Origin of the sequence: Marinobacterium weihaiense (assembly GCF_019061305.1) — a bacterium.
Taxonomy (GTDB): domain Bacteria; phylum Pseudomonadota; class Gammaproteobacteria; order Pseudomonadales; family Balneatricaceae; genus Marinobacterium; species Marinobacterium weihaiense.
In genome coordinates this window covers 1-12,946 of record NZ_JAHQZT010000022.1, presented here as the reverse complement: position 1 = coordinate 12,946, position 12,946 = coordinate 1, and the positions used below count along the sequence as shown (strand labels likewise).

The 12,946-nt window shown below is 58.3% G+C and carries 13 protein-coding genes; 6 read left to right on the top strand and 7 right to left on the bottom strand.

Annotated features, from left to right (window positions below; translation table 11 throughout):
* The first annotated feature begins 114 nt into the window (after positions 1-114).
* Positions 115-1,020 carry an AraC family transcriptional regulator gene (locus tag KTN04_RS13665; RefSeq protein ID WP_217335797.1) on the top strand — a complete coding sequence of 302 codons (906 nt, stop codon included), beginning with the start codon at positions 115-117 and terminating at the stop codon, positions 1,018-1,020.
* On the opposite strand, the gene KTN04_RS13660 is transcribed toward KTN04_RS13665, so the two are convergent.
* From KTN04_RS13660 to KTN04_RS13630, 7 genes are all read right to left on the bottom strand, one after another.
* The gene (locus KTN04_RS13660) at positions 1,003-2,280 is read right to left on the bottom strand and encodes a sensor domain-containing diguanylate cyclase (protein WP_217335796.1); all 1,278 of its coding nucleotides are present in this window, start codon (positions 2,278-2,280) and stop codon (positions 1,003-1,005) included. The two genes, KTN04_RS13665 and KTN04_RS13660, sit on opposite strands and share 18 nt — an antisense overlap.
* A 93-nt stretch (positions 2,281-2,373) precedes the next feature.
* The gene (gene hemH, locus KTN04_RS13655; RefSeq protein WP_217335795.1) at positions 2,374-3,459 is read right to left on the bottom strand and encodes a ferrochelatase; all 1,086 of its coding nucleotides are present in this window, start codon (positions 3,457-3,459) and stop codon (positions 2,374-2,376) included.
* Positions 3,460-3,604: 145 nt separating this feature from the next.
* Positions 3,605-4,531: a branched-chain amino acid ABC transporter permease gene (locus tag KTN04_RS13650; RefSeq protein WP_217335794.1), complete on the bottom strand. Its 927-nt coding sequence runs from the start codon at positions 4,529-4,531 to the stop codon at positions 3,605-3,607.
* 10 nt (positions 4,532-4,541) lie between these two features.
* On the bottom strand, positions 4,542-5,429 hold the full coding sequence (locus KTN04_RS13645) for a branched-chain amino acid ABC transporter permease (RefSeq protein ID WP_217335793.1): 888 nt from the start codon (positions 5,427-5,429) through the stop codon (positions 4,542-4,544).
* A gap of 111 nt (positions 5,430-5,540) precedes the next feature.
* Positions 5,541-6,740, bottom strand: coding sequence for an ABC transporter substrate-binding protein (locus tag KTN04_RS13640; protein ID WP_217335792.1), 1,200 nt, complete (start codon positions 6,738-6,740; stop codon positions 5,541-5,543).
* Between the two features lie 49 nt (positions 6,741-6,789).
* Positions 6,790-7,500, bottom strand: coding sequence for an ABC transporter ATP-binding protein (locus KTN04_RS13635; protein ID WP_217335791.1), 711 nt, complete (start codon positions 7,498-7,500; stop codon positions 6,790-6,792).
* Positions 7,497-8,318 (bottom strand): ABC transporter ATP-binding protein, encoded by an 822-nt coding sequence (locus tag KTN04_RS13630; protein WP_217335790.1) that lies wholly within the window; start codon positions 8,316-8,318, stop codon positions 7,497-7,499. Before KTN04_RS13630 ends, KTN04_RS13635 begins: the two co-directional genes overlap by 4 nt.
* A gap of 299 nt (positions 8,319-8,617) precedes the next feature.
* Between KTN04_RS13630 and KTN04_RS13625 the strand changes: the two genes are divergently transcribed.
* Genes KTN04_RS13625 through KTN04_RS17110 form a run of 5 tightly spaced genes read left to right on the top strand, consistent with a single transcriptional unit; the run spans position 8,618 to position 12,865 of the window.
* On the top strand, positions 8,618-9,019 hold the full coding sequence (locus KTN04_RS13625; protein WP_217335789.1) for a MerR family transcriptional regulator: 402 nt from the start codon (positions 8,618-8,620) through the stop codon (positions 9,017-9,019).
* 44 nt (positions 9,020-9,063) lie between these two features.
* A complete protein-coding gene (locus KTN04_RS13620) occupies positions 9,064-10,230 on the top strand; it encodes an isovaleryl-CoA dehydrogenase (protein WP_217335788.1) in 1,167 nt (388 codons plus the stop codon).
* 55 nt (positions 10,231-10,285) lie between these two features.
* On the top strand, positions 10,286-11,896 hold the full coding sequence (locus KTN04_RS13615) for a carboxyl transferase domain-containing protein (RefSeq protein ID WP_217335787.1): 1,611 nt from the start codon (positions 10,286-10,288) through the stop codon (positions 11,894-11,896).
* 36 nt (positions 11,897-11,932) lie between these two features.
* Positions 11,933-12,733, top strand: a complete 801-nt coding sequence (locus KTN04_RS13610) for an enoyl-CoA hydratase/isomerase family protein (RefSeq protein ID WP_217335786.1) — start codon at positions 11,933-11,935, stop codon at positions 12,731-12,733.
* 3 nt (positions 12,734-12,736) lie between these two features.
* Positions 12,737-12,865, top strand: coding sequence for a hypothetical protein (locus tag KTN04_RS17110; protein WP_256449091.1), 129 nt, complete (start codon positions 12,737-12,739; stop codon positions 12,863-12,865).
* Positions 12,866-12,946: the final 81 nt, after the last annotated feature.

Here is a 12,946-nt window from a genome sequence, read left to right as displayed (position 1 = left end):
TGTAACACAGCCACTGCGGCCTCAGGATTGATAATGTTGCTCAGATGATGGACTATATTGTTCACAAATAAGGGTTTTCACCAAGGTCTTAGATACCAAGGTCTAATCACACCGATGAGTACGCCGTCGCGCTGGCCATTACCGCCAGAGAGTATCCGCTTTGTACTGCCGCGCCGCATGGTGACGCAGCTGGCATCACATCCGCTGAGCGAACAGCTGTATCCGCTGGGCATTGGCTATTACCAGCTGGCCCGTGGCCACGAGATGCGCCGGGAACGGCATGACGACTTTCTGCTGATCTATTGCCTGGAAGGCAGCGGTCGCGTCACCTTTGGAGAGAGTCAAAAACGGCGGGTGATCAAGGCCGGTGATCTGCTGGTACTGCCGCGCGGCACCCCCCACCATTACTGGACGGAGCAGAAAGATCCCTGGAGCATCTACTGGATCCACTTTGACGGCTCGCTGAGCCAGGCCTTTGTCGATCAGCTCAATATGGACCCGCAGCTGCCGCTGCTGCATCTGGGCATCCATTCCCGCCTGGTGGCGGATTTCGAGGCCCTGCTGGATACCCGACAGGCGCGCCATCATCTGGAATCCTATCTGCACAGCGCCAATCAACTGCGACAGTTACTGTCACATATTGCGCTTTTGAGACCGCTGGCACGGCTGCAGCAGGATGAGGCGATGGATCTGGAGAAGGTACACAGCCTGATGCAGGCTCGGCTGCATGAGCAACTGGATGTGGAGACCCTGGCCAACGCAGTTAGTCTGTCGAAGTTTCACTTCATCAAGAAATACAAGGCATTGACCGGTACTACGCCGATCAACCACTTCATTCAGCTCAAGATCGAGCGCGCCTGCCACCTGCTCGACGTTACCAACAAGGGCATCAAGGAGATCGCCTGGGCCGTCGGCTATGAAGATGCCTACTATTTCTCACGCATATTCCGCAAAGTGATGGGCATTTCGCCCAGCGAGTACCGTGCCATCCGTCTCGGTCAATCATCCTACACAAGCTGATTTGCAGCCGCCGTAAAACACCACCTGGTTGCGGCCACTGTATTTGGCGCTGTAGAGCGCAGAATCAGCCCGCGCCATCAGAGTCTGCATATCGCCTGCGTCCCCCGGGAAACCCGATACTCCGATGCTCATCGTTACCTTCAGGTCACTCATCTCATTACTGAACCGCAGGTACTCAACACCCACCCTGAGCTTCTGCATCAGGATATCCATTCCAGACAGGGACGTGTCAGGACACATCAACACAAACTCTTCACCGCCCCAGCGGAACACCAGATCGGTGGTACGGACAAAGTCGGCAATAAACCGTGCCACCTTCCTTAATACCTCGTCCCCGGACAGATGCCCGTATACATCGTTGATACGCTTGAAGTGATCGATATCCAGCAATGCAAACCCCAGCGGCCGGTTCTGACGTCGCATCAGCGCAATCATCTGCTCGGCCAGCACCTCTCCACGGCGGCGGTTGAAAAGGCCTGTGAGCAGATCGAAGTCGGCCTTGTGCTGCAGGTCCTGCTCCTGCAGTTTAAGATCAGTAATGTTGTGCACCATCCCTACCACACGGGTGGGGCGCCCTTCTGCGTCCCGCTCCCGCACCTGACCACGGTCCCGCACCCACAGATAGTGGCCGTTGCGATTGCGCAACCGATATTCCGCCTCGTACAGGTGGCGTGTGCCCTTGAGGTGCTCCTTGAGCACACTGAGTACCAGCGGGGCATCCTCGGTATGAATGCTGTCGGTCCAGGTTTGCAGGTGCGGCTCCATCTCGTCCGGCCCGTACCCCAGCATGCGCTTCAGGTTGGGACTGAAGTAGAGCGTACGGGCCTGAGGCTGCCAGCTCCAGCAGCCATCGGCGGTATCATGCAGCCCCTGCCAGTGCTCAAGCGTATCGCTACAGCAGGCTGTCAGCTTCTCTACCCGTGAACTGATGTCACGGACAATGGATACAAACAACTCACGCCCCCGATGCCATTGCACGCGGGTGCTGACTTCAACCGGGAAACGGCTGCCGTCCGGTCGTTTGTGATGGCCGATAAACAGATAGGGTTGTTGCTTACGAATGGTATCGGCGATGCTGCGCCAATGACTAAGGCACAGAACATCATCCTGCAGGTCAAGCACGGTTTGAGTACGTAATTGCTCTGCAGTACGACCCATCGACTCGCAAGCAAGATGATTGCACTCCACGATCTTCGCCGTCTCCGGATCGATGACATAGAGTGCATCAGGAAGAAATGTTAAAAGCTGTTCCAGATCCATCGGGGGCTCCTGTCCCCCTCCATCCGTTGGTCGGGGGTTAACCGATAAGACTTTACTCTTACGGTTGAAGCAACTGAAGCGATCATCGCCCCCTTATTTGTCAGCACCTTGAGCCTGCGCAAACTTTTGGCGCAAATTCATGTCCTGGTCATCCGGGATCGTCCACCCCTGCAGATGCTGTCGCACCAGCTGCTCGATGGCATCAATATGCTCGGGCTCGGCATTCAGCGCCGGGATATATTCATAACGATCACCGCCAGCCTCGGTGAAGTACTCGAAGTTTTCCTGACCAATTTCTTCAATGGTTTCCAGGCAGTCAGCCGAGAATCCGGGGCACACGATTTGAACCGATTTTACACCCTGACTGGGCAACGATTTCAGCGTCTCATCCGTGTAGGGTTTGAGCCATTCCTCGCGACCGAAACGGGACTGGAACGTCGTCATCCATTCTCCCTCTTTCAAACCCAAACGCTCGGCCAGCAGGCGACTGGTCTTGTGGCATTCACAGAAGTAAGGATCGCCCTGCAGCAGGTAACGCTTGGGCACACCATGATAAGACATCAGCAGGCGATCGGCTCGTCCATTGGCCTGCCAGTGACGTTCGATGGAAGCCGCCAGGGCTTCGATATAGGGCGGATAATCATGGTAGTGATTGACCATGCGCAGCTCGGGTAGCCAGCGACGCTTGCGGAAATCTTCGGCCACGGCATCAAAGGTAGATGCCGTGGTCGCACCCGAATACTGCGGGTACATCGGCATGACCAGTAGCCGACGCACGCCGGCCTGCTGCATGCGATCAATAGCACTGGCGATGGACGGGTTGCCATAACGCATGGCGAACTCCACCACCAGGTGCTCGCCATATTCCGCTTGCAGACGCTCGCGCAGACGATCAGCCTGATCGCGGGTGTGCAGCAGCAGCGGAGAACCCGCCTCGGTCCACACTTCCTTATAGGCAGCGGCCGAGCGACGCGGGCGAATGTTAAGGATGATGCCGTTGAGAATGCACCACCAAATGGGGCGCGGCACTTCTACCACGCGCGGGTCCCAGAGAAACTCCTTGAGATAGCGCCGCAGTGCCGAAGGCGTGGGAGCGTCGGGCGTGCCGAGGTTGGTAATCAGCACGCCAGTGCGGTCCTGCTGATTGTGACTAAAGTTTTCGACCCCGCGATACGCCATTATGACTCCTTATGAATGCCGACCATTAGTGATGCGCTGAGCGCGAATCCTAGCCCATACGGTGCAGGCGGCCAAGCGGTTCAGCGCAAAACAAAAAACGCCCGCCGGGGGCATCACCGGCAGGCGAAAGGCTCGACGCATCTCCTCAGCCGAAATTGCGTTTCCACACCTTCTGGAATTCGCCCACGATTCCGCTGCGAAAAGCCAGTACACAGACCACGAAGATGAAGCCCATGATGATGTGGATGTAGTTGCCCAGCTCACCGCCGGACAGGTAGTTTTGCATGGTCACGATGACACCGGCACCGACCACCGGGCCGAAGATGGTACCCACGCCGCCGACCAGCGTCATCAGTACCACCTCACCGGACATGTGCCAGTGCACATCGGTCAGTGATGCCAGCTGGAATACCAGCGTCTTGGTGGAACCGGCCAGGCCCGCCAGTGCAGCGGAAATGGTGAACGCGACCCATTTGTAGTCATTGACGTTGTAGCCCAGCGATGTCGCACGCGGCTCATTCTCGCGAATGGCCTTGAGGACCTGGCCAAACGGCGAGTGAATGGTGCGATGAATCAGCCAGAAACCGAACAGGAAGATCGCCAGCACGAAATAGTACATGTTCATGTTGTCCGACAGATCGATCAGACCCAACAGATGACCGCGCGGTACCCCCTGCATGCCATCTTCACCGCCGGTGAACGGCGCCTGCAGGTAGATGAAGAACACCAGCTGGGACAGGGCCAGCGTCACCATCGCAAAGTAGATCCCCTCACGCTTGACTGACAGCTTGCCGTACAGTGCGCCCAGGGCGCCGGATACCACTGTTCCCAGCAGAATGGCCAACTCCGGCGTAATGCCCGAATTCATCATCAGCCAGCCGGTGATGTAGCCCCCCGTGCCCAGAAAGGCAGCGTGACCGAAGGACAGCAGCCCCACATAGCCCAGCATCAGATTGAAAGCACAGGCAAAGAGTGCGAAGCAGAGCAGCTTGGCCAGGAACACCGGGTAGAGGAAAAACGGTGCCACCAGGGCCAGCAGCAACATGACGACATAGAACTTGTTGATTTTCATGATTACCCCCTCAGGCTTCCTTGCCGAACAAGCCTGCGGGCTTCAGCAGCAGGACAATTACCATCACCAGAAAGATCACCGTATTGGAGGCTTCCGGATAGAAATACTTGGTCAGGCCTTCGATGACCCCCATGCCCAGACCGGTCAAAATGGCGCCGCCGATGGACCCCATGCCGCCGATCACGACAATGGCAAACACCACGATCAACAGGTTGGAGCCCATGTCCGGCGAGACCGAATAGATCGGCGCTGCCATGACGCCTGCCAGACCGGCCAACCCCACCCCGAAGCCGAACGTAAGGGTCACGATCAGGGGAACATTGATGCCGAACGCCTGCATCAGCTGCGGATTTTCGGTCCCCGCGCGCAGGTAGGCCCCCAGCTTGGTTTTCTCGATCATCCACCAGGTCAGGCCGCACACCACCACTGAGGCGCAGATGATCCAGGCGCGGTAATCCGGTAGATACATGAACGGCAGTTTGGTACCGCCGCGAAGGGCTTCCGGAATACTGTAGGACAGCCCGGAGGAACCGTACATGTGGGTAAAGATCCCCTGCAGCATCAGCGCAAAGCCGAAAGTCAGCAGCAGACTGTACAGGTGGTCTTCATTGGCGATCGGGCGGATGAGGAAGCGTTCCATCAACACCCCCACCAGGCCCACCGCCAGCGGCACGATGATCAATGCCGCCCAGTAGTTGATGCCCATGTACTGCAGCGCCAGCCAGGCGGCAAACGCGCCGAGCATATACATGGCACCCTGTGCAAAGTTGATGATCTTGAGCAGACCGAAAATGATCGCCAGCCCCAGACTGAGCAGCGCGTAGAAAGATCCGTTGATCAGCCCGACCAGCAGCTGACCGAACAGACCGAAAAGGTTGATACCAAGAAAAGTCACCATAGCCTTGTCCCGTTCCCGCCGCTGCGGCTGCCGCTCGGCAACACCTGTCCAGACCTCTGCCAAGAGAGGCAGAGGCGGACATGCGCAGCGGTTTAACGCCTGTTGTTTTTGTTATTTGAAGTTGCACTCGGGCAGCATGGGCGCGTAGGCCTGATCACCCGGGATGACACTGACGACTCTCATGATGTCGTTGCTGTCACGGCGCTCATCCGGCTTCTTGATCTCGACATAGTACATGTCATGGACCATGCGGCCGTCGGCACGGAGGGTTGCGTTGCGCGAGAAGAAGTCGTCCGGTTTCATCTCCTTCATCTTCTTGATGACGGCATCGGAGTCGTCAGTACCGGCCGCCTCGATCGCCTTGAGGTAGTGCATGGTCATGGAGTAGGCACCGGCATGACCCATGGCCGGAATGGAACCGTGGCGCGCCATGAAGCGTTCGCTCCACTCGCGGGTCTTGTCATCATAGTCCCAGTAAAAACCGGTGGTGGTGCGCATGCCGCCAGCCACGTTGGCATCCATGGCCTGAGCATTGGGGGTGAAGACCAGCAGGCCGGCCACATCCATCATGTCGGTCAGGCCAAACTCGGCCGCTGCTTTCAGGGCGTTGACGGTATCGTTGCCGGCGTTGGCCAGCGCAACCACATCCGCACCAGATGACTGCGCCTGCAGAATGTAAGAGGAGAAGTCGGTCGTACTCAGCGGCGCACGGGCAACCCCCACAACTTCACCACCATTATCGTTGATCACCTTGGATGCCACCCCTTCCAGGGCATGACCAAAGGCATAGTCGGCGGTAATGAAGAACCACTTTTTCTTGCCCGCTTCCACCATCGGTTTCACCGTACCGTTGGCCAGCGCCGCTACGTTGTAGGTCCAGTGTACGTTATAAGGCGAGCAGGCCTTGGTGGTGAAGGCGTTGGATGCCGCAGTGGAGATCAGGGCAATCTTCTTGGCATCGGTCAGCACCTTGGTGGCCGCACCCACCACAGCCGAGGAAACCAGGCCGCCCACAGCGTCCACCTGCTCGTTCTCAACCCACTTGCGCACGATGGCGGAGCCGACATCCGGCTTGAGCTGATCATCGGCGCTGACGACTTCGATCGGCATGCCCAACACTTCACCCCCAAAGTCCTCAACCGCCATCTGTGTGGCCGTCACACAGCCTTGGCCACAGATGTCGGCGTATACACCCCCCATGTCCGCCAGCACACCGATTTTCACTTTACCATCGGACACATTGGCCATGGCGGCAGAGGATGCAATCGCGGCAACAGACGCGGCCAGCAGGGTTTTTTTCATCATTTTCATCAGTACTCTCCTGTCGAGCATTTTTATTGTTATTTCTCACACTCGGGCGTCAGACACCCAGATAGGTATTCAGGAGCTCCGTCTTGGCTTCCAGCTCATGGGCATGGATCTCCTCGACGATATGACCGTGCTCCATCACGTAATGGCGGTCGGCAATCGGGCCGGCAAAGCGGAAGTTCTGTTCCACCAGCAGAATGGTGAGGCCACGCTCCTTGAGCTTGACCAGCACCTCGCCCAGCTTCTGGACAATCACGGGCGCCAGCCCTTCGGTAATTTCATCCAGCAGCAGAATGTTGGCGCCCGAGCGCAGAATGCGGGCCAGCGCCAGCATCTGCTGCTCCCCCCCGGACAGCCGGGTGCCCTGGCTGTAGCGGCGCTCATAAAGGTTGGGGAACATCTCGTACAGTTCTTCCACGCTCATGCCATCCGAGCGCACCGACGGTGGCAACAGCAGGTTCTCTTCCACGTTGAGACTGGAGAAGATGCCCCGCTCTTCCGGGCAATACCCCAACCCCAGGTGGGCAATCTTGTGCGCCGGCATGTTGATGGTTTCGGTACCGTTGATATTGATCGATCCGGAGCGGCGTCCGACCATGTTCATGATGGCCCTGAGCGTGGTACTGCGTCCCGAGCCGTTACGGCCCAGCAGCGTGACCAGCTCGCCCTGCATCACGTGCATGTCGATGCCGTGCAGGATATGTGATTCGCCGTAGAAGGCATGCAGATCGTCGATGCGCAGCTTTTCCCGATGCGTGCTCATGCTTCCACTTCCTCCTTGCGTGCCGTGGCGGCTGCCGCTTCCTCGTTGATCCGGTCCTGCTCCTCACTGGCGGCGGTCCCCATATAGGCTTCTCGCACGCGTGGATCGGAGGAGACGGTGGCATAGTCGCCTTCGGTGAGGATGGCCCCGCGCTGCAATACCGTGATGCGGTCAGCGAGTTTGGACACGACATGGAGGTTGTGCTCTACCATCAGGATGGTGCGTCCCTTGGAGACCTTCTTGATCAGGTCTGCCACCAGGCCCACATCCTCATGCCCCATGCCCTGGGTCGGCTCGTCCAGCAACATCAGTTCAGGTTCGAGCGCCAGCGTGGTGGCGATTTCCAGCGCACGCTTGCGACCGTAGGACAGGTCGACCGTCTGAGCATCGGCGAATTCTGCCAGACCCACTGAGTCCAACAGCTCTACCGCGCGATCATTGAGCTTGTCGAGCACCTTCTGCGAGCGCCAGAAATGGAAGCTGTTGCCCTCCTTGCGCTGCAGGGCGATACGCACGTTCTCCAGCACGCTCAAGTGCGGAAACACGGCGGAAATCTGAAAGGAGCGCACGACGCCGGCACGGGCGATGGCCGCCGGCTTCATGGATGTGATATCGCTGCCGTTGAACAGGATCTGGCCGGATGTCGGCGTCAGAAACTTGGTCAGCAGGTTGAAAACGGTTGTCTTGCCGGCGCCGTTGGGGCCGATCAAAGCATGGATATGGCCGCGCGTCACTTGCAGGTTGACGTCGTCGACCGCGGTGAAACCCTTGAACGCTTTAACAAGGTTACGGGTTTCGAGAACGTAGTCTGCACTCATGTGTAAACCAAGCCTCTTGTTGTTTTTATGCTGGCTTTTCGCACTGGGCGTCGAATTTTTACCTTCACGGAAGGCACGGAAGAAAACTAGCAATTTACCTTAGGGGAATACAATTACTACTTTGGTCTAACACCTATTGACATTTGATATATAAAACCGTCTTAAAACCAACAAATTCAATCAGTTGGAGCGGGCAACCCCCATGCAAAAGTGGTCATAAAAAACACAATCAGCACTTTACGTTAACGTAAACTTGTTTTAGCCTCGATTTAAACGATGACACAGGATTAAACATCCCGATGAGCAAGACCTTTTCCATCAGCGAACTGGCGGCCGAGTTCGATATCACCACCCGCAGCATCCGCTTCTATGAAGACCAGGGCCTGCTGCACCCCTCGCGCCGTGGACAGACGCGTATCTACAGCAGCAAGGACAGGGTACGACTGAAGCTGATACTGCGCGGCAAGCGCCTGGGATTTTCTCTGGCGGAAACCCGCGAACTCTTCGATCTCTGGGATGAGACCCTCAGCGGCAGCGAAAAGCAGCTGCAATTGCTGCTCAAGACCATCAACGGCAAACGTGCCGAGCTTGAACAGCAGCTGAAAGACATTGCCATGGTGCAACTGGAACTGGACAGCGCCGAGGCGCGCTGTCTGGAAGCACTGCAAGAACTGGAACAGAAGAAGATGACTGTCGAGTAGGCGCCCACGGGCCCCCGGCACAATAACAACAAAAGGTGGACTAGATGATCTCTGCATACTCTGAACTGAACTTCGGACTGGGCGACACCCTGGACATGCTGCGCGAGCAGATCAACAGCTTTGCCGCACAGGAAATCGCACCCCGCGCGGAGGCGATTGATCATGAAAATGCCTTCCCGAATGATCTCTGGCGTAAGTTCGGCGACATGGGCCTGCTGGGCATTACCGTCAAGGAAGCCTGGGGCGGCGTGGAAATGGGCTACCTGGCGCACGTCATCGCCATGGAAGAGATCAGCCGCGCCTCGGCCTCCGTGGGCCTTTCCTACGGCGCACACTCCAACCTGTGCGTGAACCAGATACACCGCAACGGCACCGATGAGCAACGTGCCAAATACCTGCCCAAGCTGATCAGCGGCGAGCACATCGGCGCCCTGGCCATGTCTGAGCCCAATGCAGGCTCCGACGTGGTCTCCATGAAACTCAGTGCACGTGATGCCGGCGACCACTATGTCCTCAATGGCAACAAGATGTGGATCACCAACGGCCCGGACGCCCACGTCTATGTGATCTACGCCAAGACCGACCAAAGCGCGGGTCCCAAGGGAATTACCGCCTTCATCGTCGAACGCGACACCCCGGGATTCACTCAGGCGCAGAAACTGGACAAGCTCGGCATGCGCGGCTCCAACACTTGTGAACTGGTGTTTCAGGATGCCATCGTGCCCAAGGAGAACATTCTGGGCGAACTGAACGGTGGCGTACAGGTGCTGATGAGCGGCCTGGACTACGAACGCCTGGTGCTCGCCGGCGGCCCGCTGGGTATCATGCAGGCGGCCATGGACATCGTGGTGCCCTATATCCGCGACCGCAAGCAGTTCGGCCAGTCCATCGGCGAGTTCGAGCTGGTGCAGGGCAAGGTCGCTGACATGTATACCCAGATGAATGCCGCCAAATCCTACGTTTACATGGTGGCCATGGCCGCCGACCGCGGCGAAACCACCCGCAAGGATGCCGCCGGCGCGATTCTCTACTCCGCCGAAATGGCCACCAAGGTGGCACTTGATGCCATCCAGCTGCTGGGCGGCAACGGCTACATCAACGAGTTCCCCACCGGGCGCCTGCTGCGTGACGCCAAGCTCTACGAGATCGGCGCCGGCACCTCTGAAATCCGTCGCATGCTGATCGGCCGTGAGCTGTTCCTCAACAAATAACAATAACTGAACCCTCCCGGGCAGCCGACTGCCCGGTGCAGCGAGGAGCCTTTCGATGACTCAACTGCAGAGCAAGGTAAACCCGCGCGCGGATGAATTCCGTGCCAACCACAGCGCCATGGAAGCGGCCGTGGGCGATCTGCGTGACAAGGTTGCCCAGATCGAACAGGGCGGCGGCCCCCAGTACCAGGAACGACACGTTTCGAGAGGCAAACTGCTGCCTCGGGACCGCATCAACACCCTGATCGATGCCGGCTCACCCTTTCTGGAACTTTCCCAGATGGCGGCCTACAACGTCTATGAAGAGGTGGTTCCGGCCGCCGGTATCATCACCGGCATTGGCCGCGTCAGCGGCGTGGAATGCATGATCATCGCCAATGACGCCACCGTTAAGGGTGGCACCTACTTCCCGATTACCGTCAAGAAGCACTTGCGTGCCCAGGAGATCGCCGAGCAGAACCACCTGCCCTGCATCTACCTGGTGGACTCCGGCGGCGCTAATCTGCCGCGTCAGGATGATGTATTCCCCGACCGCGACCACTTCGGCCGCATCTTCTTCAATCAGGCGCGTATGTCGTCGAAAGGCATTCCGCAAATTGCCGTGGTCATGGGCCTGTGTACGGCCGGTGGTGCCTATGTACCGGCCATGGCGGATGAATCGATCATCGTGCGTAACCAGGGCACCATCTTCCTGGCCGGCCCGCCGCTGGTGAAGGCCGCCACCGGTGAAGTGGTCAGCGCCGAGGATCTGGGCGGTGCGGATGTGCACTGCAAAACCTCGGGGGTGGCCGATCATTACGCCGAAAACGACCAGCACGCCTTGCAGATCGCGCGTGACTGCGTGAAGAACCTGAATCACCGCAAGCAGATCAATGACCTTAACCTGCGCAAGCCCGAAGCCCCGCTTTACTCCGCCGAGGAGCTGTACGGCATTGTCGGCACCGATCTGCGCAAGCCGTTTGACGTGCGTGAAGTGATCGCGCGCATCGTTGACGGCTCGGAGTTTGACGAATTCAAGAAGTACTACGGCACCACCCTGGTGACCGGCTTCGCCCATATCCACGGCTACCCGGTGGGTATCGTCGCCAACAACGGCATCCTGTTCGGGGATTCAGCGCAAAAAGGCGCCCACTTCATTGAGCTGTGCTGCCAACGCAAGATCCCGCTGCTGTTCCTGCAGAACATCACCGGTTTCATGGTCGGCCAAAAAGCCGAGTCCGAAGGTATCGCCAAGCACGGTGCCAAGATGGTGACCGCCGTGGCCTGTGCCAATGTGCCCAAGTTGACGGTACTTATCGGCGGCAGCTTCGGCGCCGGTAACTACGGCATGTGTGGCCGCGCCTACAGCCCCAACTTCCTATGGATGTGGCCCAATGCGCGCATCTCGGTGATGGGCGGTGAACAGGCCGCTGGCGTGCTGGCAACGGTCAAGCGCGATGGCCTGGAGCGCAAGGGCGAAGACTGGTCGGCCGAGGATGAATCCGCATTCAAGCAGCCGATCATCGATACCTATGAACACCAGGGACACCCCTACTACGCCAGTGCACGCCTCTGGGATGATGGCGTCATCGATCCAGCGCAGACACGCGACGTGATCGGTATGGGCCTGTCCGCCGCGCTGAACAAGCCGATTGACGACACCCGCTTCGGCGTCTTCCGCATGTAAGCCAGCGTTTGCAAACACAGGTATAAGGAAAGCGCTATGGACAATAACAATAATACCCTGCTGTTGGAGATCTCCGCCGAAGGCGTGGCCAGGCTAACGCTGAACCGGCCGGAGGTACACAACGCCTTTGATGACCGCCTCATCGCCGCATTGATCGAGGCACTGGAGGCCACCGACCGCAATCCGGATGTGCGCGTGCTGGTACTGCGCTCCAACGGCCGCAACTTTTCGGCTGGTGCGGATCTGGGCTGGATGAAGCGGATGGCGCAGAACAGCCATCAGGAAAACTTGGAAGATGCCGCTCAGCTGGCCCGTCTGATGGAGGTGCTGAACAACCACAGCAAGCCCACCATCGGTCTTATCCAGGGTGCGGCCTATGGCGGTGCCGTGGGCCTGGCCGCCTGCTGCGATATCGTCATCGCCACCGAACAGAGCCAGTTCTGCCTGAGCGAAGTGAAGATCGGCCTGATTCCCGCCGTGATCAGCCCGTATGTGGTGCGCGCCCTCGGTGAACGCCTGTCGCGGCGCTACTTCCTCACCGCCGAGCCTTTCAGCGCCAAAATCGCGGCCGAAGCCGGTCTGGTGCACGAGGTGGTACCCCATGCGGATCTGCTGGACGAAGCCTGTCAGCGTTTCGTCAACACCCTGCGCCGCAACAGCCCCCAAGCGATGAATGCGGCCAAGGCACTGATCTTTGCCGTCAGCCAGAAACCCATTGACCCGTCGGTCATCGATGACACGGCTCACCGCATTGCCGATATCCGTGTCAGTGAAGAAGGCCAGGAAGGACTCAGCGCCTTCCTGGGCAAGCGCACACCGAACTGGATCGAGGAATAAGTCATGTTTAATAAAATTCTGATCGCCAACCGTGGTGACCAGTTGCAACAGCAACTGGCGGCGAAGCCAAATCGCATGCCGATGCGCGCAACGCATGCAGGCGATCTCGACACGGAGGCCTCCCATGTTTAATAAAATTTTGATCGCTAATCGGGGTGACCAGTTGCAACAGCAACTGGCGGCGAAGCCAAATCGCTTGCCGATGCGCACAGC